Origin of the sequence: Streptomyces millisiae, assembly GCF_031845425.1 — a bacterium.
Classification (GTDB): Bacteria; Actinomycetota; Actinomycetes; order Streptomycetales; family Streptomycetaceae; genus Streptomyces; species Streptomyces millisiae.
Genome location: NZ_JAVREM010000002.1, coordinates 402,664 through 423,513, shown reverse-complemented (window position 1 = coordinate 423,513; position 20,850 = coordinate 402,664). Strand labels below are relative to the sequence as shown.

At 75.0% G+C, this 20,850-nt stretch carries 19 protein-coding genes; 13 read left to right on the top strand and 6 right to left on the bottom strand.

All coding sequences use genetic code 11. From position 1 onward, the window contains the following. The first annotated feature begins 259 nt into the window (after positions 1–259). On the top strand, positions 260–1,540 hold the full coding sequence (locus tag RNC47_RS04090) for an ROK family transcriptional regulator (protein WP_311595554.1): 1,281 nt from the start codon (positions 260–262) through the stop codon (positions 1,538–1,540). Between the two features lie 6 nt (positions 1,541–1,546). Here RNC47_RS04090 and RNC47_RS04085 read toward each other — a convergent pair whose 3' ends face one another. Next, complete coding sequence (locus tag RNC47_RS04085) at positions 1,547–2,188, bottom strand: hypothetical protein (RefSeq protein ID WP_311595553.1); 642 nt, start codon at positions 2,186–2,188, stop codon at positions 1,547–1,549. A 275-nt stretch (positions 2,189–2,463) separates the two neighbouring features. Between RNC47_RS04085 and RNC47_RS04080 the strand changes: the two genes are divergently transcribed. Further along, positions 2,464–3,669: a cytochrome P450 gene (locus tag RNC47_RS04080; RefSeq protein ID WP_311595552.1), complete on the top strand. Its 1,206-nt coding sequence runs from the start codon at positions 2,464–2,466 to the stop codon at positions 3,667–3,669. A gap of 75 nt (positions 3,670–3,744) precedes the next feature. Then, on the top strand, positions 3,745–4,845 hold the full coding sequence (locus RNC47_RS04075; RefSeq protein WP_311595551.1) for a type III polyketide synthase: 1,101 nt from the start codon (positions 3,745–3,747) through the stop codon (positions 4,843–4,845). A gap of 58 nt (positions 4,846–4,903) precedes the next feature. Here the strand turns inward: RNC47_RS04075 and RNC47_RS04070 are convergent, their stop codons facing one another. Together RNC47_RS04070 and RNC47_RS04065 are read right to left on the bottom strand one after the other, a co-directional pair. Next, a complete protein-coding gene (locus tag RNC47_RS04070; protein WP_311595550.1) occupies positions 4,904–5,425 on the bottom strand; it encodes an NUDIX domain-containing protein in 522 nt (173 codons plus the stop codon). A 46-nt stretch (positions 5,426–5,471) separates the two neighbouring features. Continuing rightward, the gene (locus RNC47_RS04065; RefSeq protein ID WP_311595548.1) at positions 5,472–6,578 is read right to left on the bottom strand and encodes an FAD-dependent oxidoreductase; all 1,107 of its coding nucleotides are present in this window, start codon (positions 6,576–6,578) and stop codon (positions 5,472–5,474) included. 54 nt (positions 6,579–6,632) lie between these two features. Here RNC47_RS04065 and RNC47_RS04060 point away from each other — a divergent pair, with 54 nt between their 5' ends. After that, entirely contained in the window at positions 6,633–7,046 is a 414-nt protein-coding gene (locus tag RNC47_RS04060) for an HIT family protein (protein WP_311595545.1), read from the top strand. Between the two features lie 9 nt (positions 7,047–7,055). Here the strand turns inward: RNC47_RS04060 and RNC47_RS04055 are convergent, their stop codons facing one another. Then, positions 7,056–8,129, bottom strand: a complete 1,074-nt coding sequence (locus RNC47_RS04055; protein ID WP_311595543.1) for an ATP-dependent DNA ligase — start codon at positions 8,127–8,129, stop codon at positions 7,056–7,058. A gap of 77 nt (positions 8,130–8,206) precedes the next feature. Here RNC47_RS04055 and ligD point away from each other — a divergent pair, with 77 nt between their 5' ends. Next, on the top strand, positions 8,207–9,256 hold the full coding sequence (gene ligD / locus RNC47_RS04050; RefSeq protein ID WP_311595541.1) for a non-homologous end-joining DNA ligase: 1,050 nt from the start codon (positions 8,207–8,209) through the stop codon (positions 9,254–9,256). On the opposite strand, the gene rho is transcribed toward ligD, so the two are convergent. Beyond that, positions 9,234–10,379 (bottom strand): transcription termination factor Rho, encoded by a 1,146-nt coding sequence (gene rho, locus RNC47_RS04045; RefSeq protein ID WP_311595539.1) that lies wholly within the window; start codon positions 10,377–10,379, stop codon positions 9,234–9,236. The two genes, ligD and rho, sit on opposite strands and share 23 nt — an antisense overlap. Positions 10,380–10,761: 382 nt before the next feature. Here rho and RNC47_RS04040 point away from each other — a divergent pair, with 382 nt between their 5' ends. Next, positions 10,762–12,222, top strand: a complete 1,461-nt coding sequence (locus tag RNC47_RS04040; RefSeq protein ID WP_311595537.1) for an aldehyde dehydrogenase family protein — start codon at positions 10,762–10,764, stop codon at positions 12,220–12,222. 33 nt (positions 12,223–12,255) lie between these two features. Here RNC47_RS04040 and RNC47_RS04035 read toward each other — a convergent pair whose 3' ends face one another. Further along, complete coding sequence (locus RNC47_RS04035; RefSeq protein ID WP_311595535.1) at positions 12,256–13,947, bottom strand: IclR family transcriptional regulator domain-containing protein; 1,692 nt, start codon at positions 13,945–13,947, stop codon at positions 12,256–12,258. Between the two features lie 167 nt (positions 13,948–14,114). Between RNC47_RS04035 and RNC47_RS04030 the strand changes: the two genes are divergently transcribed. Genes RNC47_RS04030 through pcaDC form a run of 7 tightly spaced genes read left to right on the top strand, consistent with a single transcriptional unit; the run spans position 14,115 to position 20,811 of the window. Then, complete coding sequence (locus RNC47_RS04030; RefSeq protein ID WP_311595534.1) at positions 14,115–14,939, top strand: CoA transferase subunit A; 825 nt, start codon at positions 14,115–14,117, stop codon at positions 14,937–14,939. A 47-nt stretch (positions 14,940–14,986) separates the two neighbouring features. Next, positions 14,987–15,724, top strand: a complete 738-nt coding sequence (locus RNC47_RS04025) for a CoA-transferase subunit beta (protein WP_311595611.1) — start codon at positions 14,987–14,989, stop codon at positions 15,722–15,724. Beyond that, entirely contained in the window at positions 15,721–16,905 is a 1,185-nt protein-coding gene (locus tag RNC47_RS04020; RefSeq protein WP_311595532.1) for a thiolase family protein, read from the top strand. Before RNC47_RS04025 ends, RNC47_RS04020 begins: the two co-directional genes overlap by 4 nt. Further along, complete coding sequence (pcaH, locus tag RNC47_RS04015; RefSeq protein WP_311595530.1) at positions 16,905–17,705, top strand: protocatechuate 3,4-dioxygenase subunit beta; 801 nt, start codon at positions 16,905–16,907, stop codon at positions 17,703–17,705. The genes RNC47_RS04020 and pcaH overlap by 1 nt, the downstream gene beginning before the upstream one ends. After that, positions 17,705–18,292, top strand: coding sequence for a protocatechuate 3,4-dioxygenase subunit alpha (gene pcaG, locus RNC47_RS04010; protein ID WP_311595528.1), 588 nt, complete (start codon positions 17,705–17,707; stop codon positions 18,290–18,292). The genes pcaH and pcaG overlap by 1 nt, the downstream gene beginning before the upstream one ends. Next, entirely contained in the window at positions 18,279–19,691 is a 1,413-nt protein-coding gene (pcaB, locus tag RNC47_RS04005; protein ID WP_311595526.1) for a 3-carboxy-cis,cis-muconate cycloisomerase, read from the top strand. The genes pcaG and pcaB overlap by 14 nt, the downstream gene beginning before the upstream one ends. Next, positions 19,672–20,811 (top strand): bifunctional 3-oxoadipate enol-lactonase/4-carboxymuconolactone decarboxylase PcaDC, encoded by a 1,140-nt coding sequence (gene pcaDC / locus RNC47_RS04000; protein ID WP_311595523.1) that lies wholly within the window; start codon positions 19,672–19,674, stop codon positions 20,809–20,811. The genes pcaB and pcaDC overlap by 20 nt, the downstream gene beginning before the upstream one ends. The last annotated feature ends 39 nt before the right edge of the window (positions 20,812–20,850 follow it).

Here is a 20,850-nt window from a genome sequence, read left to right as displayed (position 1 = left end):
CCGGGGGTATGTGATTGTTAAGCCGCCGAATTAACAAAGTCAACCCTCCAAAGACACGAACAGACAACGACCCGCGCACAAGTGCGGTCGCAATCCGTCACCAAAGAAGCACTTACCGCCACTCTGGACATCACGCCAGCTTTTCGTGCGAAGCCCCTGGCGCAGCGCTTCGTCAAGCAAATAAACTAAGCAACGCGCAGCGTTACCCCCACAACGCATAGTGAAGTCGCGAACTCCCGTGAACGATGCGGAGGATCCAGTGAGCGGACCGGCGGGAGCCACTCCCCACGCCAGCAGCCGAGCGGCCGTCCTCGACGTTATCCGCGCGGCCGGCACCATCAGCAGAGTCGGTCTCGTCAAGGCCACCGGCTTCACCGGCGCGACGATCTCCACCGTGGTCAGACGCCTGATCGACGACGGCCTCGTCCTGGAGACCGGCCGCGCCGAGTCGACCGGCGGCAAGCGTCGGGTGCTGTTGCAGCTCAACCAGTCCTCCCGGTTCGCCGTCGGGGTGCACCTGGACCACGCGGGGATCACCTACGTGCTCACCAACCTCGGTGGCTCCGTGGTCGCCCGGATGTCCCGCGCCGGCGTCGGCACCGACGATCCACCGGCCGTGGTGGCCCGGATGGCGACGGAGGTCGACGCCCTGATCGAGGGAGCCGGCATCGACCGCAGCAGGATACTTGGCCTCGGTCTCGTCGCACCCGGCCCCATGAATCAGACAAGTAGCATGCGCCTCGTGCCCCCCGCGATGCGACACTGGGAGCATTTTCGGCTCGACCGCGAGCTGTTGGCGGCCACCCGGCTGCCCGTCGTGCTGGACAACGACGCCACGGCCGCCGCGCTCGGCGAACACTGGTCGGGGGATGTGGGCGGCACCGCCACGTTCGCCGCGATCTACATGGGCACCGGCATCGGCGCCGGCCTGATGGTCAACGGCATCACCTTCCGCGGCGCCTCGGGGAACGCGGGCGAGATCGGGCACATCTGCGTCGACGCGAACGGCCCGGAGTGCTGGTGCGGCGCCCGCGGGTGTACCGAGGCGCTGGCCGGCCCGGGCGCCGTGGTCGCCGCGGCGCGCGCCGACGCGGAGCTGGCCGCCGAGGCCGGGCTCGCCGCCGACGCCGAGGAGGAGCGCCCGCGCCGGCTCGCCGACTTCGCGGCCATCACCCGCGCGGCGCTGCGCGGCAACGCCACGGCCAGGGAGCTGCTGGAGCGCTCGGCGGGCCACCTGGCCATCGCCGCCCGCACCCTGGCCAACATCATGGACCTGGAGCAGATGGTGCTCACCGGCCCGAGCCTGGCCATCGCCGGCTCGATCTACCTGCCGGTGGTGCAGCGCGAGTTGGACCGGGCGTTCTTCTCCAGGGCCACCCACCCGGTGACGGTCAGGCTGTCGCGCTCGGCCGCCACCGCGCCGGCGATCGGCGCGGCCGCGCTGGTACTCCAGGCCGAGCTGGTGCCGCTGCGCGAGGGGCTCCGGCTGCCGGACAACCTGGCCGACGCCGAGCCGGGCGGTCTGCGGGCCGTGCGCTGACCGCTGTCAGGGCAGCCGTTCGACGGTGGCGCCCGCCAGCGTCGTGTAGAGCGGGTCCTCGGTGAAGTCGGGACCCGTCTCCTCCCCCAGGTAGAGATCCAGGTGGCGCTCGCCGCCGAGCCCGGGCGTGAACTCGTCGCGGATCTCCCAGGTCGGGGCCGTCAGCCGGGCGCAGACCTCGGGCTCGATCGGCGAACCGTCCTCCGCGGTGCCGCAGTCCACGACGCGCACCTCCCGCCCGCGCGGCAGCACCTCGGCGTCGGCCGCCGCGGAGACGAACGGCAGCAGGGGCTCGCCGTGGCTGTCCCGCGGCGCCTCGTCCAGCCAGTAGCCGGTGCCGTGCGACCAGTTGAGGTAGCGGCCGGCGTGCGGACCGCTGGTGATCCGGCCCGTGCCCTCGTCCCGCACCGCCGCCACGAAGTCCGCCGGATAGCTGCCGAGCGGCTCGTCGCCCCGTTCGCAGTCGAGACGCGGGCAACCGGTCACCGGCGTCGACTCCCCGTCGTGGTACGACTCGACGGCCGTGTAGTACACCGTGACCAGCCAGCCGTCGTCCCCCGGGTGCTCGCCGGCGTCCGCGCCGCCGCACGACAGCAACAGCGCCGCCCCGGCCGCCGCGGCAAGCGATGCGACGGCGGCCCTTCCCATCCCTCGCACTGTGCGCTCCCTACAACCCGTGCCCCGTCACGGGCCCCTGACCCCGGTGACGCACCCGGCGCCCTCCCGGGTTCCCCGGCCCGCCAAGTCCCGGTGAGCACACTACGCAGCGTAGGAATACTGTAAGGAACTGCTCCGGATTCGTCCCACGCAAGGGTTAATTTCCCCCACTCGGCACATGACCCCGCCGCCTCGGGGGGACACCCTCGGTCGTCCAGCCCGATGACTGCCGCGAATGAAAGCGCGCACACGATGGGAGCCCCGGAGTGGATACCTCCGACACCGTATGGTCTTGTCCGTTCGACTTCGCCGACGGGCTCGAGTTCGATCCGTTGCTGAGGCAACTGATGACCGAGGCGCCCATCGCCCGGATCAAGATGTCCTACGGCGAGGGCGAGGCGTGGCTGGTAACGCGCTATGAGGATGTGCGTACCGTCACCACCGACCGCAGGTTCAGCCGGGCCGCCGTCGCCGGCCGGGACTTCCCGCGGATGACGCCCGAGCCGATCGTGCAGTCCGAGTCGATCAACCTGCTCGACCCGCCCGCCAGCAACCGGCTGCGCAAGCTGGTGGCCCAGGCCTTCACCGCGCCGAAGGTCGACGCGATGCGGCCCAAGACGCAGGCCATCGTCGACCGGCTGCTCGACGACATGGAGGAACACGGGCCGCCGGCCGACCTCGTCAAGCACGTGTCGATGGAGCTGCCGCTGACCACGATCTGCGAGGTCCTCGACATCCCGGAGGCCGACCGCCCGGAACTGCGCCGGCGGGCCGTGGCCATGATGAACGTCACGGAGGCCAACAAGCAGAACGCCATCCAGTCCAAGGCCGAACTGCGGGCCTACTTCGCCGAGTTGACCCAGGCCAGGCGAGCGGAGCCGGGCGACGACCTGATCAGCTCGCTGGCCATGGCGCGGGACGGCGACGACATCCTCGGCCCCGACGAGCTGAAGGTCATGGCCATGGTCCTGCTGATGACCGGCCACGACACCAGCACCTACCAGCTCAGCAACATCACCTACACCCTGCTGCGACACCCGGACCAGCTGGCCAAGCTGCGGGCCCGGCCGGAGAAGCTGCCGCAGGCGCTCGAGGAGCTGCTGCGCTTCATCCCGTTCCGCAAGGGAGTCGGCATCCCGCGCATCGCCACCGAGGACGTGGAGATCGGCGGCGTGCTGATCAAGGCCAACGACACGGTGCACGTGTCGTACCTGGCCGCCAACCGCGACCCGGCCCGCTTCGAGTGCCCGGACGAGCTGGACCTCGACCGCTCGCCGGCGCCGCACATGACCTTCGGCTGGGGAGCCCACCACTGCATCGGCGCCCCGCTGGCGCTGATGGAGCTCGAGCTCGCCATCGGCACGATGCTGCGCCGCTACCCGCGGCTGGCGCTCGCTGTCCCGGCCGAGGAGGTGCGCTGGAACAACGAGTCCATCTGGCGCTACCCGTACGAACTTCCGGTCACTTGGTGACCGGACCGACACCGCACCAACCAAGCGACCCCGCGGCCCGCGCCTCCGGCGCGGCCGCGGCTCGGGGAGGGGATCATGGCCACTCTGTGCAGACCGTCCATCGCAGTTCCTGAACACGTGCTCACCCAGGAGCAGACACTCGACCTCGCGCGCACCCTGCATCCCGACCATCCACAGCTGCCCCTGGTGTTGCGGCTCATCGAGAATACCGGGGTGCGCAAGCGGCACATCGTGCAGCCGATCGAGGAGACGCTCCACCATCCCGGCTTCGAGCACCGCAACAAGGTCTACGAGGCGGAGGCCAAGCGGCGCGTGCCGCAGGTGGTCTACCAGGCGCTGGACAACGCCGGCGTCGGCGTCCGGGACATCGACCTGATCGTCTACGTCTCCTGCACCGGATTCATGATGCCCTCGTTGACGGCCTGGCTGATCAACGCGCTGGACTTCAGGTCCGACACCAGGCAGCTGCCCATCGCCCAGCTCGGCTGCGCCGCCGGCGGCGCCGCGATCAACCGGGCGCACGACTTCTGCCTGGCCTACCCGAACGCCAACGTCCTCATCGTGGCCTGCGAGTTCTGCTCGCTCTGCTACCAGCCCGTGGACGTGGGCGTCGGTTCCCTGCTCTCCAACGGCCTGTTCGGGGACGCGGTGGCGGCGGCCGTGGTGCGCGGCCGCGGCGGCACCGGGGTGCGCCTGGAACGCAACGGCTCGCACCTGGTCCCGGACACCGAGGACTGGATCAGCTACGCGGTCCGGGCCACCGGGTTCCACTTCCTGCTCGACAAGCGGGTGCCCAAGACGATGCAGATGCTGGCGCCGGCGCTGCGCGACCTGGCCACGCAGCACAACTGGGGGGAGGTCTCCGGCTTCGACTTCCACATCGTGCACGCCGGCGGGCCGCGGATCCTGGACGACCTCTGCCACTACCTGGGCGTCGACCGGGAGATGTACCGCTACAGCCGGGCCACGCTCACCGAGCGCGGCAACATCGCGAGCTGCGTGGTCTTCGACGCGCTGGAGCGGCTGTTCGCGGACGGCGGCGCGACCGAGTCGGCCCGTGGCGTGATCGCCGGCTTCGGGCCCGGCATCACGGCCGAGATCGCGCTGGGGAGGTGGACCACGGCCCGGCGGACCGTCGGCGGCCAGGGCCGTCGGGCCGAGGCGGGCGTCGCCTGACGACGCCCGCCGGGTGAGCGGGGTGCCGTCCGGGCCACCGGGCGGCACCCCGCGGCGCTCAGCGGCCGGCCGGTGCGCGGGCGAAGAACTCCTCGACCACCTCGGTGTGGGTGGGGAAGGCGAGCGGCGTCGGCTCGTGGATCACCAGCCACTCGGTGGCCTCCGGGGTGGCGACCGGGGCGGGCAGCGTGCCCGACTCCCGGGGCGGCAGCAGCGCGAAGAGGTTGAGCGTGCGCTCGCCGCCGCGCACGCCGAACAGGCTGACGTCCTCGGCGGCCGCGACCAGCCCGGTCTCCTCCCGCAACTCGCGGACGGCGGCCTGCTGCCAGCTCTCGCCGATCTCCATGTAGCCGCCGGGAAGGGCGAGTTCGCCACGGCACGGCTCGATGTCCCGCCGCACCACCACCAGGCCGACCCGCTCGGCGTCCCGCACCGGCAGCAGCGTCACGGCCACCGGCACCGGGTTGGCCCAGCTGGTCTCCCCACAGCCGGGACAGTCCCGCGGCCACCCGGCGTCGGCCAGGTAGGGGCCGCCGCAGTAGGGGCAGTGGGTGATGCTTCGGCCGTAGGTGTAGGCCACGGTCGACCCGCCTTTCTCGTGCCTGCGGTGGATCTTAGGTCCTCCGCTATCGCCACGTCGATGAAATGACCGCCGCTTCGGCCGCCGCGGGACGCGGCGCGGTCAGCAGGATCCGGAGGTCGTGGGCGGCCGCCCGGCCCGCCCGGTTGGCGCCGATGGTGCTGGCCGAGGGACCGTAGCCGACGAGGTGGACGCGGGGATCGCGGTCCACCCGGGTGCCGTGCACCCGGATCCCGCCGCCGGGCTCGCGCAGCCGCAGCGGGGCCAGGTGGTCGATGGCGGCGCGGAACCCGGTGGCCCACAGCACGGTGTCGGCCGGCACCGTGTGGCCGTCCGGCCAGACCGCGCCGTCGGGGGTCAGCGCCGCGAACATGGGGTGCCGCACCAGCACGCCGTCCTCCCTGGCGCGCCGCATCGCCTCGGTCATCGGCAGCCCGGTGACGGAGACCACGCTCCGCGGCGGCAGGCCGCGCCGCACCCGCTCCTCGACCATGGCCACCGCCGCCCGGCCCTCCACCTCGCCGAAGCCGTCGGTGCGGAAGACCGGTGGGCGCCTGGTCACCCAGGTCGTGGCGGCCGCCACCTCGGCGATCTCCAGCAGGTGCTGCACCGCCGACGTGCCGCCGCCCACCACGATCACCCGCTCACCGGCGAACGCGGCGGGTCCCTGGTACTGGACGGTGTGCAGCTGCCGCCCCCGGAAGAGCTCCTGTCCCCGCACCCGGGGCCAGAACGGCCGGTCCCAGGTGCCGGTGGCGTTCACCAGGGCCCGGGCCCGCCACTCCCCCGCCGAGGTGTCGACCAGCAGTCCGCCGTCCCCGTCGCCGGCGTCCCGCACCGCGCGGACGTGCACCGGGCGCAGCACCGGCAGGTCGAAGGCTCGCTCGTACTCCGCGAAGTAGTCGCCGATCACCTCCGCCGACGGGCGGTCCGGGTCGGCGTCGGTCAGCTCCATCCCGGGCAGCGCGTGCATGCCGTGCACCCGGCCGTAGGTCAGCGTCGGCCAGCGGAACTGCCAGGCGCCCCCGGGACGCGGCGCCCGGTCCAGGACGACGAAGCCGCTGCCCGGCTCGAAGCCGAGGCGGCGCAGGTGATAGGCGGTGGAGAGGCCGGCCTGACCGGCCCCGACGACCACGACGTCCACGGAGTTCATGCCTCCTTCAACCGTCGGCGGGCGCGGAGGCTTCCCAGCGGGTTGACTGGGGGCGTGGACTGCGTCTTCTGCTCGATCGTGGCCGGTGAGACGGCCGCCCAGGTGGTGCTCGACGACGACACGGTGGTCGCCTTCCTCGACGCCAGGCCGCTCTTCCCCGGTCACACCCTGGTGGTGCCGCGCCGGCACGCGGCCACCCTCACCGACCTCTCCGAGGCCGAGCTCGGCCCCTTCTTCGCCCGGGTGCGGCGGGTCTCGGCCGCGGTGGAGCGGGCCATGGCGGCCGAGGGCTCCTTCGTCGCGGCGAACAACCGGGTCAGCCAGTCGGTGCCGCACTTCCACGTCCACGTGGTGCCGCGCCGCCGCCGGGACGGCCTCCGCGGCTTCTTCTGGCCCCGCCACCGGTACGCGGACCCCGCGGAGGCCGACCGCGTCGCCGACCTGGTCAGGGCCGAGCTCAGCGGATGAGGGGCCGGCTCAGCCGGGCCTGTGAGGGGTCAGGACCTGGCCCAGGTCGTAGGTGACGGGCTCGACCAGCTGGTCGTAGCCGCAGGTGGCCGGGTCGCGGTCGGGCCGCCAGCGGCGGAACCGCGCAGTGTGGCGGAAGCGGTTCCCCTGCATGTGGTCGTAGGCCACCTCGCACACCCGCTCGGGGCGCAGCGGCACCCAGGACAGGTCCTTGCCGCCCGACCACCGGCTCGGCGCGCCCGGCATCCGGCGGCCGGCGTGCGCCTCGGCGCGCGCCCACTCGGCCCACGGGTGGCCCTCGGCCGACTCCAGGACCAGCGGCGCGAGCTCGTCCATCAGCTCCTGGCGGCGCTTCATGGGGAAGGAGGCGCTGACCCCGACGTGCTGGAGCCGGCCGCCCGCGTCGTGCAGGCCGAGCAGCAGCGAGCCGACCACGGGGCCGCTCTTGTGGTAGCGCAGCCCGGCCACCACGCAGTCCGCGGTCCGCTCGTGCTTGACCTTGACCATGGCCCGCTCGTCGGGGCGGTACGGCAGGTCGAGCGGTTTGGCGACGATGCCGTCCAGGCCCGCGCCCTCGTACTCCTCGTACCACCGCTCGGCGGTGGCGAGGTCCCGCGTCGCCGGGGTGACGAAGACCGGCTGGTGGGTGTCGCGCAGGGCGTCGAGCAGGGCGGCGCGCCGCTCGGTGAGCGGGGTGTCGAGCAGCGAGTCGTCGCCGTGGGCCAGCAGGTCGAAGGCGACGAAGCTGGCGGGGGTGCGCTCGGCGAGCATCCGGACCCGCGAGTCGGCCGGGTGGATCCGTTCGAGCAGCGCGTCGAAGTCCAGCCGGGGCCCGCGCACGATGACGATCTCGCCGTCGACGACGCAGCGCCCGGGCAGCGTGGCCCGCAGCCCCTCGACCAGTTCCGGGAAGTAGCGGGTGAGCGGCTTGGTGGTGCGGCTGCCGATCTCCACCTCGTCGCCGTCCCGGAAGACGATGGCCCGGAAGCCGTCCCACTTGGCCTCGTAGTGCATGCCGGGCGGGATCCGCGCCACGCTCCTGGCCAGCATGGGCTTGACGGGAGGCATCACCGGAAGGTCCATGATCGGATTCTGCGGGCGGTCCCTGGCGGGTGCCCGCCGACAGGCGCATCCGAGTGCCGCCACCTAACGTGAGGGTCATGGCCGAGGCGATGGAACTCACGGTGGGTGGGCGGACCGTTCGGGTGTCCAATCCGGGGAAGGTGTACTTCCCCGAGCCCGGGTACACCAAGCTGGACGTGGTCCGCTACTACGTCACGGTGGCCGAGGGCGCGCTGCGTGCCCTGCGGGACCGGCCGACCACCCTGGAGCGCTATCCGGACGGCGTGACGGGCGAGTCGTTCTTCCAGAAGCGGGCGCCGAAGAACCTCCCGGAGTGGATCCCGACGGGCCGGATCTCCTTTCCCAGTGGGCGTCACGCGGACGAGATCTGCCCCACCGAGCCGGCGGCCGTGGTCTGGGCGGCGAACCTGGGCTCGCTCACCTTCCACCCGTGGCCGGTGCGCCGCGACGACACGGACCACCCCGACGAGCTGCGGATCGACCTCGACCCGCAGCCCGGCACCTCCTACCCGGACGCGGTCCGGGCCGCCGGCGCGCTGCGGGAGCTGCTCGACGAGCTCGGGCTGCGCGGCTGGCCCAAGACCTCCGGCGGGCGCGGGCTGCACGTGTTCGTCCCGATCGCGCCGGAGTGGACGTTCCCGCAGGTGCGGCGCGCGGCGATCGCGATCGGCCGGGAGCTGGAGCGGCGGGCGCCGGAGCGGGTCACCACGGCGTGGTGGAAGGAGGAGCGGGGGCGGAAGATCTTCGTCGACTACAACCAGACGGCCAGGGACCGCACGATCGCCAGCGCCTACTCGGTGCGGCCGACGGCACGCGCCACGGTCTCGGCGCCGCTGCGCTGGGACGAGGTCCAGGACGCGCGGCCCGAGGACTTCGACCTGAAGACCATGCCGGGGCGCTACGGCGAGCTGGGTGATGTGCACGCGGACATGGTCGACCACGCGTTCCGGCTCGACGCGGTGCTCGAACTCGCCGAGCGGGACGAGCGGGAGCACGGCCTCGGTGACCTGCCCTACCCGCCGGACCATCCCAAGGTCGCCGGCGAGCCCAAGCGCGTCCAGCCGAGCCGCGACCGCGACCGGCGGCGGGAGTCCGGGCGGGACGCTAGGCCGGAGTCGTCCGACTGACCCGGGTCAGGAACTCGGCGTTGCTCGCGGTGTCACGCAGCCGTTCGAGGAACTGCTCCGCCGCCTGTCGCGACTCCCGGTCGGCCAGCGCCCGCCGCAGCCGGCGGACGGCGTCGAGCTCGGCGGGGGGCAGCAGCAGCTCCTCGCGGCGGGTGCCCGAGGGGTCGAGGTCGACGGCCGGGTAGACGCGGCGTTCGGCGAGGACGCGGTCGAGGCGGAGCTCCATGTTGCCGGTGCCCTTGAGCTCCTCGAAGTAGAAGTCGTCGGCGCGGGACCCGGTGTCCGTCAGGGCGGTGGCCAGGATGGTCAGCGAGCCGCCGCCCTCGGTGGCCCGGGCCGCGCCGAAGAGCCGCTTCGGCTGGTGGAGGGCGGCCGCGTCGACGCCGCCGCTGAGGATCCGGCCGCTGGCCCGGCCCGCGGTGTTGTGGGCGCGGCAGAGCCGGGTGAGCGAGTCGAGGAGGATGACGACGTCCTGGCCGAGCTCCACCAGGCGCTTGGCGCGCTCGACGGCGAGCGCGGCCACGGCGATGTGGTCGGCGGCCGGCCGGTCGAAGGGCGAGGAGATCACCTCGGCGGCCACGGACCTGCTCAGCTCCGTGACCTCCTCGGGGCGTTCGTCGAGCAGCAGCAGCATCAGCCGGCACTCGGGGTGGTTGCGGGCGATGCCGTCCGCGATGGCCTTGAGCACGAGGGTCTTGCCGGCCTTGGGCGGGGCGACGATCAGCCCGCGCTGGCCCCTGCCGATCGGGGCGAGCAGGTCGATGACGCGGGTGACGAGCTGCCCCCTGGTGGTCTCCAGGCGCAGCCGCCGGTGCGGGTGGACCGGCAGCAGGTCGGCGAACGTGGGCCGGGCGGCGAGGAGTTCGGGCGGCAGGCCGTTGACGGTGGCCAGCCGGGTGAGCCGGGGTCGCCGGCCGTCGCCGACGGTGCCGGTGACGGCGTCGCCCGGTCGCAGCCCGTGCCGGCGGGCCAGGTCGGTGGGGATCGTGGGGTCGTCGGGACCCGGCAGGTAGCCGGCGAGGCGCAGCCGGTGGCCGCCGCCGGTGGTGTCGACGACGCCGCTGACGGTCGTGGCCGTCTGCTCGGCGGGGGGTCCCTGCGTCGGGGAGAGGGTGGACGTCATGCGTGGTCCTTCGAAGTCGGAGAAGAACGGGGTCGTTCGTGGGAGGGCGCCGTGAGCACGGCTGATCGACGACGCGGGGCGCCGGGGGCGCGATCGCGTCGGGGGGAAAACCGGCCTCGCGGTACGCCGGTCGTGGCAGGACGGGCGCCGGATGGCCGTTCACAGAGGGGCACGGGCGCCGGAACGGGGCGCGCTCACATGCCACCACCGAGGGTACACCGGCCGTCGTGCGTCCGGTAAGGGCGCCCGGCGGCAGAGGCCGCGCGACACCTTGACAGCCGCCCGGCCCGCTCGCAGACTCCCCCCGCCGAAAGCCACGAAGAAAAGTTCACCTGGCGAACGGGCGGCGTACGGAGCGGACGCACGGAGCAAAGGAGCTCTCATGACCAGGCACCGCGAGCTGTTCATCGGCGGCAAGGACGTGCCGGCCGCCGACGGCCGCACCACACCGGACGTCGACCCGTACTCCGGCGGGCTCTTCGCCACCGTCGCGGCCGCCGGACCCGCGGACGTGGCCCGGGCCGTCGCGGCGGCGGACGCCGCCTTCCCCGACTGGGCCGCCACCTCGCCCGCCGAGCGCCGGGAGGTGCTGCTGCGCGCCGCCGACCTGTTGCGGGCGCGGGAGGCCGAGGTGGTGGCGCTGATGGCCGGCGAGGCGGGCGGCACGGCGGGCTGGGCCGCGTTCAACGTGTGGCTGGGCGCCGAGACGCTGCGCGAGGCGGCCGCCGCCGTGACGGCGCCGCGCGGCGCGGTGCTGGCCGCGCAGGAGCCCGGCGCGCTGGGCCTCGCGGTGCGCGAACCGGTGGGCGTGGTGGCCGGGTTCGTGCCCTGGAACGCCCCCGTGATCCTGGGCGTGCGGGCCGTGGCCGCGCCCCTGGCGGCCGGGAACACGGTGGTGCTGAAGCCGAGCGAGCAGGCGCCGCTGGCCTGTGGCTACCTGATCGCCGACGTGCTGCGCGAGGCCGGCCTGCCGGCCGGGGCGCTCAACGTGGTCAGCAACGCGCCGGAGGACGCCGCCGAGGTGGCCGAGGCGCTGATCGCGCAGCCGGCGGTGCGTGCGGTCAACTTCACCGGATCGACCGAGGTGGGCCGGCTGATCGGCGTCCACGCCGCCCGCCACCTCAAGCCGGCGGTCCTCGAACTGGGCGGCAAGAACGCGATTTTGGTGCTGGCCGACGCGGACGTCGACCACGCCGTGGACGCGGCGGTCTTCGGGGTCTTCCTGAACGCCGGTCAGATCTGCATGTCGGGCGACCGGGTGCTGGTCCACGAGTCGCTGGCCGACGCGTTCACCGAGCGTTTCGTGGCCCGGGTGGCGGCCCTGCCGCACGGCTCGCCGGCCGAACCGGAGACCGTGATCGGCCCGCTGGTCAGCGCGGACTCGGCGCGCCGGGTCGCGGCGCTGGTCCGGGACGCGGTGGCCGGCGGGGCCGAGGTCCTGACCGGCGGCGGCGAGCCGGACGGCGCGCTGCACCCGGCGACGGTGCTGACCGGGGTGACACCCGCGATGCGGCTGCACCGCGGCGAGGCGTTCGGCCCGGTCTGCGCGCTCGCCACCTTCCCGGACGACGACGCGGCCGTGGCCCTGGCCAACGACACGGAGCACGGCCTGACCTGCGGCATCCTCACCGAGGACGCGGGCCACGGGCTGGCCGTGGCCCGCCGGATCCGCACCGGCATCGCGCACGTCAACGACCAGACGGTGGCCGACGAGCCGCAGGCGCCGTTCGGCGGCGTGGGTGCCAGCGGCTACGGCCGGTTCGGCGGCCGGTGGGGTGTGGAGGCGTTCAGCACCACGCGCTGGATCACCCTCGCCGACCGGCACGCGCACTACCCGTTCTGACCCCGCCTGCCCGACTTCCCGCCGGCCGCGCGGTCACGGGATCCGGACGCGGGTGAAGCGGCCGGCGACCCGCAGGTCGTGTTCGATGCCGGCCGCCGCGTCGCGCAGCGCGGGCAGCAGTTCGACCACGGCCTGCTCGGCGGTGCGGCGGCTGGCGTGCATGGAGACGTTGACCGCCGCGACCACGCGTCCCGCGCGGTCCCGCACCGGGACGGCCAGCGACCGCAGGCCCTCCTCCAACTCCTCGTCCACCAGGGCGTATCCGGCCTCGGCCACCCGGTCGAGCTCGGCACTCAGCCGGTCCCGGGAGGTGATGGTGCGGCGGGTGAGCGGCCGCAGGTCGAGCCGGTCGAGGCGGGCGGCGCGCTCCGCGGGCGGCAGCCCGGCGAGCAGCACCCGGCCCATGGAGGTGGCGTGGGCCGGGAAGCGGGTGCCGACGGTGATGTCCACGCTCATGATGCGGACGGTCGGCACCCGGGCCACGTACTGGATCTCGTCGCCGACCAGCACGGACATGGACGCCGAGTCGTGCGCCCTGGCCACCAGGCCGACCAGGTGCGGCTGCGCGAGGCGGGAGAGCGGCAGCCCGGCGAGGTGGGCGTAGCCGAGTTCGAGCACCCGCGGCTCGGGGTGGAAGCGGCGTCCTTCGCAGCGGACGTAGCCCAGGTGTTCGAGGGTGATGAGCGCGCGCCGCACGGTGGCCCTGGCGAGCCCGGTGGCCTCGGCGAGCGCGGCGAGCGTGGCGCCGGCCGGGGGGCCGCCCGGCACGCGGTCGAAGGCGGCGAGCACGCCGAGGCCGCGGGCCAGCGACTCCACGAACCCCGGGCCGAGTTCGCGCTTGGCGGCCCTGGTGAGCTCGCCGTGCCTCCGGTCGGTCGACCCGCCGTCCCGGCGGGGCGGTGGCGGGCCGGCCAGCACCGCCTCCATGGCGGCCACCGACTCGCGCAGCCTCGGCAGCAGTTGCCCGGTGAGCGAGCGCACGTCGTGTCTGCTGGTGTGGCTGACGACGCTGGCCGCGCCCACCGCGCGCCCCGTGCCGTCCCGCACCGGGAGGGCGACGGCGACCAGACCCGGCTCGATCAGCTGGTCGTCCTCGGACCAGCCGCGCCGCCCGGCCGCCGCGATCCGTCGCTCGAAGGAGCCGGCGGCGCGCGCCGCCTCGGGCGGCACGGCCGGGAAGCCGGCGCCCAGCGGATCGCGCTCCCGGCGGTCGCGCCAGCGTGCCCAGTCGTCCGGGCCCCAGTCGGCGGCGAACAGGGCGCCCGGCGCGCCGCTCTCGGCCGGCAGCAGGTCGCCGATGCGGAAGGCGAGCGACATGGTGCGGCGCCTGGTGGCCTGGTAGACGAAGCGGACCCCGTCCCGGTCGGGCACGGCGAGCGAGACCGACTCGTCGAGCTCGTCGGCCAACCGGTCCACGAGCGGCCCGAGTTCGCCGGGCAGCCGGATCGCCGCGAGGTAGACGTTGCCGAGCTCCATCAGCGGCGGCGCGAGCACCGCGTACCGGTCCTCCAGCCGGACGTGGCCGAGCCGCGCGAGGGTGCTCAGCGTGCGGTCGACGGTGGAGCGGGCGAGGCCGGTGGCGCGCACCAGGTCGCCCACGCTCAGCCGCCCGTCGGCCACGGCGAGCCGGCGCAGCACGGCGAGCCCCCGGACCAGGGGTGTCACCGACTCCGGCGGCGGGGCGCCGGCGGCGGCGGGGACGGTCTCGGCGGCCGGTCGGGTCATCGTGCTCTCCAACGCCTCTCCGCGTCCCGGGTGGTGCGCTCCGACGTTCGGGCGGAACCGTACTCGTCCCGGCCATTGACAGCGTGGTGAGGCCGGATCCAGACTCGGAACGAGGCTTGGCGAACTTTAGTTCACTGTACGAACGGCGCCGGGAGGCCGTCAACGACATGGCTGAGATCCGTGACCTCAGGGAGGCCGTCGGGGAGCTGATCCACGACGGCGACACCGTGGCGATGGAGGGCTTCACCCATCTGATCCCCTTCGCCGCCGCGCACGAGGTGATCCGCCAGGGCATCACCGACCTCACGCTGGCCCGGATGACCCCCGACGTGATCTACGACCAGCTGATCGGGGCCGGTCTCGTCGCCAGGCTGGTCTTCTCCTGGGGCGGCAACCCGGGCGTCGGCTCGCTGCACCGCTTCCGGGACGCGGTGGAGAACGGCTGGCCACGGCCGCTCGAGCTGGACGAGCACAGCCACGCCGGCATGGCCAACCGCTATGTCGCCGGGGCCTCCGGGTTGCCGTTCGCGGTGCTGCGCGGCTACCGGGGCGGCGACCTGCCGGAGCACAGCGCCACCATCTCCACCGTCACCTGTCCGTTCACCGGTGAGGAGCTGGCCGCGGTGGCCGCGCTCACCCCGGACGTCACCGTCATCCACGCCCAGCAGGCGGACCGCGCGGGGAACGTGCGGCTGTGGGGCCTGACCGGGGTGCAGAAGGAGGCGGTGCTCGCGGCCCGCCGGGTGCTGGTCACCGTCGAGGAGCTCGTGGACGAACTCACGCCGCACCCCGGCGGGTTGACCCTGCCGGGCTGGGTGGTCGACGCGGTCGCCGAGGTGCCGGGGGGCGCCCACCCCTCGTACGCCGCCGGGTACTCGACGCGGGACAACGCCTTCTACCGGGCCTGGGACGCCGTGTCGCGGGACCGGGCCGCCTTCACCGCCTGGCTGGAGTCCGAGGTCCTGGGCGGCGCGCCGGCGGTGCGCCGGTGACCGCCGCGAGCGGGGCGACGGCCACCGAGGCCGGCCCGGACGAGCTGATGGAGGTCAACGCCGCCCGCGCGCTGGCCGGGGCCCGCACCTGCTTCGTCGGCATCGGCCTGCCGAGCACCGCCGCCAACCTGGCCCGCCGCACCACGGAACCGGACCTGGTGCTGATCTACGAGTCCGGCGCCATCGGCGCCAAGCCGAGCCGGCTGCCGCTGTCCATCGGGGACGGCGAGCTCGCCGACACCGCCGACGCGGTGGTGTCGGTGCCCGAGATGTTCAACTACTGGCTGCAGGGCGGCCGGATCGACGTCGGCTTCCTCGGCGCGGCCCAACTGGACCGCCACGCCAACGTCAACACGACGCTGGTCGACCGGGGTCCCGGGCGTTCGCCGGGCCGGCTGCCCGGCGCCGGCGGCGCCCCCGAGATCGCCGCCAGCTGCGGCCGGGTGCTGCTCGTGGTCCGGCACACGCCCCGCAACCTGGTGCCGCGCCTCGACTTCGTCACCACCATCGGGCACGGCTCAGGACCCGGCGACCGGGCGGCGCTCGGCCTGCCGGGGCGCGGACCGGTGGCCGTCATCACCGACCTGGGCGTGCTGCGCCCCGACCCGGCCACGGCCGAACTGGTGCTGACCGAGCTGCATCCGGGCGTCACCGTCGAGCGGGCGCGCGCGGCCACCGGCTGGCCGCTGCGCACCGCCGCCACCGTGGCCACCACGCCGCCGCCCACGCCGGTCGAGCTGGCCGTGCTGCGCGAGCTGAAGTCCACAGCCCAGGAGGAGCGTTGAGCATCCGCGAGGTGTACGTGGTGGACGCCGTGCGCACCCCGGTCGGCCGGTACGGCGGCGGCTACGCGGCCGTGCGGCCCGACGACCTGGCCGCACACGTGCTCCGGGCGCTGCTCGACCGCAGCCCGGAGCTGGATCCGGCGTCCGTTGACGACGTGATCCTGGGCAACGCCAACGGCGCGGGCGAGGAGAACCGCGACGTGGCCCGGATGGCCGTGCTGCTGGCGGGGCTGCCCACCTCCGTGCCCGGCGCGACCGTCAACCGGCTGTGCGGCTCCGGTCTCGAGGCGGTGATCCAGGCGGCCAGGGCCGTCGCCGTGGGCGAGGCGTCGGTGGTGGTCGCCGGCGGCGTGGAGTCGATGAGCCGCGCGCCCTGGGTGCTGCCCAAGCCGGACCGCGCCTTCCCCACCGGGCACCAGGAGCTGTACTCGACCACGCTCGGCTGGCGGCTGGTCAACAGCCGGATGCGGCCCGAGTGGACGGTGCCGCTCGGCGAGGGCGCCGAGCTGATCGCCGACAAGCACGGCATCGACCGGGCGCGGCAGGACGCGTTCGCGCTGGCCAGCCACGCCAAGGCGGCCGCGGCGTGGGTGGCCGGCGACCACGCGGCCGAGGTCGTGCCGTACCCGGGCGCCGAGCTGCCCCGCGACGAGTCGATCAGGGAGGGCTCGACCCCGGATGCGCTGGCCCGGCTGAAGCCGGTCTTCCGGGCCGACGGCACCGTGACCGCGGCCAACTCCTCGCCGCTCAACGACGGCGCCGCCGCGCTGCTGATCACCGACGCGGCCGGCCTGGCGGCCACCGGCCGGGAGCCGCTGGCCAGGATCGCCGCCTCGGCGGTCACCGGGATCGACCCGCCGTACTACGGGCTCGGACCGGTCACCGCGCTCCCCCGGGCCCTGGCGCGGGCCGGCCGACGCCTCGCCGACCTGGACGTCGTCGAACTCAACGAGGCGTTCGCCGCCCAGGTGCTCGGCTGCCTGGCCGAACTCCCCGACCTCGACCCGGACATCGTCAACCCGCGGGGCGGCGCCATCGCCATCGGGCACCCGCTCGGCGCCTCCGGCGCCCGGATCGCCGGCGCCGTCGCCCACCAGCTCGCCGCCCGTGGCTCGGGCACCGGCGCCGCCACCCTCTGCGTCGGCGTCGGCCAGGGCCTCGCCCTCGTACTGGAGCGCTGATGGACCTCACCCGGCAGGAGCTCACCCAGCGGCGACTCACCCAGCGGGACGTCGACCGCGAGATGGCCGAGCACGAGGCGGCCTACCTGCGCGCCCGCGCGGCCGGCGCCCCGCCGGCCGTCCACCCGCCCCGCGACTACCGCCCCTACCGCAGCAGCGCGGCGCGCCACCCCACCCGGCCACTGGTCACCGTCGACGGCGGCGACCCGGAGCTCGTCGAGCTGGCGGGCCCGGTCTTCGGCCCCAGCGACGTCACGGAGCTCGACAGCGACCTCACCCGGCAGCACCCGGGCGAACCGCTCGGCGAGCGGATCACCGTGTCCGGGCGGCTGCTCGACGGCGCCGGCCGCCCGGTGCGCGGCCAGCTGATCGAGCTGTGGCAGGCCAACGCCTCGGGGCGCTACGCCCACCAGCGCGACCAGCACCCGGCGCCGCTCGACCCCAACTTCACCGGCGTCGGACGCACCCTCACCGACGACGCGGGCGGGTACCGCTTCACCACCATCAGGCCGGGCGCCTACCCGTGGCGCAACCACGTCAACGCCTGGCGCCCCGCCCACCTGCACTTCTCGGTCTTCGGCACGGCCTTCACCCAACGCCTGGTCACCCAGATGTACTTCCCCGGCGACCCGCTGCTCCCCCACGACCCGGTGCTGCGCTCCGTCGCCGACGAGGCGGCCAGACAGCGCCTGGTGGCCACCTACGACCACGGGCTCTCCCGCCCCGAGTGGTCCCTCGGCTACCGCTGGGACATCGTGCTCGACGGCCCGTCCGCCACCTGGACCGAGGAGGGCCGCTGATGCCGGGCACGCCCACCCACCCGACGCCTTCGCACACCGTGGGCCCGTTCTTCGGTCACGCGCTGCCCTTCCCCGGCGGCGGCGAACTCGCCCCGCCCGGGCATCCGGCGGCCGTCACCGTGCACGGCCGGGTCGTCGACGGCGCCGGCGCGCCCGTGCCCGACGCGCTGGTCGAGCTGTGGGGCCCCGACGAACGCGGTCGGCTGCCGCGCACGCCCGGGTCGTTGCGCAGGGACGCGGTCACCGGTGGCTTCCTCGGCCGGCACGCGGCGGACTTCACCGGTTGGGGCCGGGTGCCGACCGACGCGGAGGGACGCTGGTCGGCCCGCACCCTGCGGCCCGGCGCGCGTGCCGGGCACGCGCCGTACCTCGCCGTGTGCCTCTTCGCCCGGGGCCTGCTGCACCACCTGTTCACCCGCCTCTACTTCCCCGAGGACACCGTCGCGCACGCCGCCGACCCGCTGCTGGCCGCGCTGCCCCCGGAGCGGCGCCGCACCCTGGTGGCCACGGCCGGGCCGCACGGCGCCTACCGCTTCGACATCCGGTTGCAGGGCGGGGAGGAGACGGTCTTCCTTGAGTTCCGCTGATCCGCCGCCCGGGGGCCGGGAGGAGGCCGCGGCGGCGGGCGAGTTCGGCCTCCTGTCGCCCGGCCGCGCCGGCTCGGCCGTCGAGGCGGCCACCGGGGACCGCGCGTTCCTGACGGCCATGCTGGACGCGGAGGCGGCGCTGGCCCGCGCCCAGGCCGCGCTCGGCCTGGTGCCGGCCGAGGCGGCCGACGCGATCGGCGCGGCCGCCCGCGCCGACCTGTTCGACGTGCGCGCCCTGGCCCGTGCCGCGCGCGCGGGCGGCAACCCGGTGATCCCGCTGGTCGCCGCGCTCACCGAACGGGCCGGCACCGACGCGGTGCACCGGGGGGCGACCAGCCAGGACATCCTGGACACCGCCGCCATGCTGGTCGCGGCCCGCGCCCGGCGGCTGATCCTGGCCGACGTGGACCGGGCGGCCGCCGCGCTGCGCGCGCTGGCCACCGCCCACCGGGACACCCCGATGGCCGCCCGCACCCTCACCCAACACGCGGTCCCCACCACCTTCGGGCTCAAGGCGGCCGGCTGGCGCGCACAGCTGACCGCCGCCGGGGACCGGCTGGCCGCGCTCCGGTTGCCCGCCCAACTGGGCGGCGCCGGCGGCACGTTGGCTGCCTTCGAGGAGCTGTCGCCGCAGGCCGGCGCCGGTCTCGCGCTGCTCGCCGGCTACGCCCGCGAGCTCGGCCTCGCCGAACCCGTCCTGCCCTGGCACGCGTCGCGGGCCCCGGTCGCCGAGCTGGGCTCCGCGCTGGCCCTGGTGACCGGTGCCCTCGGCAGGATCGCGGTCGACGTGCTGGTGCTGTGCCGCACCGAGATCGGCGAGCTGGCCGAGGGCGGCGGCGGCCCCTCGTCGGCCATGCCGCACAAGAGCAACCCGGTCCGCGCCACCCTGGTGGCGGCCGCCGCCCGGCAGGCGCCCGCGCTCGCCGCCGTGCTGCTGGGCGCGCTGGCCGCCGAGGACGAGCGGCCCGCCGGCGCCTGGCACGCCGAGTGGCAGCCGCTGCGCGAGTTGCTGCGGCTGACCGGCGGCGCCGCCAGGGACACCGCCGAACTCGTCGCACAGCTGACCGTCCGCCCCGACCGGATGCGGGAGAACCTGCACCGCACCGGCGGCCTGCTGGTCAGCGAACGCCTGGCCGGCGCGCTCACCCCGGAGCTCGGCCGGGACGCCGCCCGGGCGCTGCTGCGCGACGCCGCCGCACTCGCCACCCGGGACGGCGTCCCGCTGGCCGACGCGGTGCGTGCCACCGCCCCGCTGCCGCCGTCGCTCTCCGTCGAGCGGCTGCGGGAACTGACAGAGCCCACCCACTACACCGGCGCGGCCGGCCCGCTCACCGACCGGGCGCTTCGCGACCACCCGCGCCGCCACGAGGAGGACCCCCGTGCTGCACCACCGACTTGACGGCCCGCCCGACGGCCACCCGCTGATCCTCGGCCCGGCACTCGGCACCTCGCTCGCCGTCTGGGAGCCCCAGCTCCCGGCGCTCACCCGCCGCCACCGGGTGCTCCGCTTCGACCTGCCGGGCCACGGCGGGCAGCGGGACCAGGGGCCCGCGCCGGACAGCGTCGCCGGCCTCGCCGAACTGGTGCTCGCGCTGGCCGACGCCCAGGGCTGGGACGCCTTCCGCTACGCCGGCATCTCGATCGGCGGCGCGATCGGCCTCCAGCTCGCCCTCGACCACCCCGAGCGCGTCGCCTCGCTCGCCCTGCTCTGCAGCTCCGCCCACTTCGGCCCGCCCGAGCCCTGGCACGCCAGGGCCGCCACGGTGCGCGCCGAGGGCTCGGGCGCGCTGGTGCCGGGCCGGCGGGAGGCCTGGTTCACCGCCGGGTTCACCGACGAGGCCCGCGCCGCCGCGCTCCTCGCCGACCTGGCCGCGGTCGACCCGGACCGCCACGCCGCCTGCTGCGCCGCCCTCGCCGACTACGACCTGCGGCACCGGCTCCCGGAGGTCACCGCGCCCACGCTGGTGCTCGCCGGCCGCGCCGACCCGGCCACCACCACCGCGCACGCCAGGGAGCTCGCCGACGCCATACCCGGCGCCAGCCTGACCGAGCTCGCCGGCGCCGCCCATCTGGCCAACGTCGAGCGGCCGGCCGCCGTCTCGGCCGCGCTGCTCGCCCACCTGTCGCCGGGCGACCCGACCGACCGGTACGCCGCCGGCCTGGCCGTGCGCCGCGCGGTGCTCGGCGACGCCCACGTGGACCGGGCGCTGGCCGACACCACCGACTTCACCGCCCCGTTCCAGGACCTGATCACCCGCTACGCCTGGGGCGAGATCTGGACCAGGCCCGGGCTCAGCCGCCACATCCGCAGCTGCGTCACGCTGACCGCGCTGGTGGCCGGCGGCCACCACCGGGAGCTCGCCCTGCACGTGCGCGCCGCGCTGCGCAACGGCCTCACACCCGAGGAGATCCGCGAGGTGCTGCTCCAGTCGGCGGTCTACCTGGGGGTGCCGGCGGCCAACGCCGCGTTCGCCGCCGCCGAGGCGGCGCTCACCGACCAGCCGCCGGCCGGGGAGTGACCGCCGTGCCCACCCCCGCCGCCGGCGGCGGGAGGCCGC

Coding starts and splice junctions, on each gene's coding strand:
- RNC47_RS04085 (WP_311595553.1), bottom strand. CDS start 2,188: ATGGGAAGGGCCGCCGTCGCATCGCTTGCCGCGGCGGCCGGGGCGGCG.
- RNC47_RS04075 (WP_311595551.1), top strand. CDS start 3,745: ATGGCCACTCTGTGCAGACCGTCCATCGCAGTTCCTGAACACGTGCTC.
- RNC47_RS04065 (WP_311595548.1), bottom strand. CDS start 6,578: ATGAACTCCGTGGACGTCGTGGTCGTCGGGGCCGGTCAGGCCGGCCTC.
- RNC47_RS04055 (WP_311595543.1), bottom strand. CDS start 8,129: ATGGACCTTCCGGTGATGCCTCCCGTCAAGCCCATGCTGGCCAGGAGC.
- ligD (WP_311595541.1), top strand. CDS start 8,207: ATGGCCGAGGCGATGGAACTCACGGTGGGTGGGCGGACCGTTCGGGTG.
- rho (WP_311595539.1), bottom strand. CDS start 10,379: ATGACGTCCACCCTCTCCCCGACGCAGGGACCCCCCGCCGAGCAGACG.
- RNC47_RS04040 (WP_311595537.1), top strand. CDS start 10,762: ATGACCAGGCACCGCGAGCTGTTCATCGGCGGCAAGGACGTGCCGGCC.
- RNC47_RS04035 (WP_311595535.1), bottom strand. CDS start 13,947: ATGACCCGACCGGCCGCCGAGACCGTCCCCGCCGCCGCCGGCGCCCCG.
- RNC47_RS04030 (WP_311595534.1), top strand. CDS start 14,115: ATGGCTGAGATCCGTGACCTCAGGGAGGCCGTCGGGGAGCTGATCCAC.
- RNC47_RS04025 (WP_311595611.1), top strand. CDS start 14,987: ATGGAGGTCAACGCCGCCCGCGCGCTGGCCGGGGCCCGCACCTGCTTC.
- pcaH (WP_311595530.1), top strand. CDS start 16,905: ATGGACCTCACCCGGCAGGAGCTCACCCAGCGGCGACTCACCCAGCGG.
- pcaG (WP_311595528.1), top strand. CDS start 17,705: ATGCCGGGCACGCCCACCCACCCGACGCCTTCGCACACCGTGGGCCCG.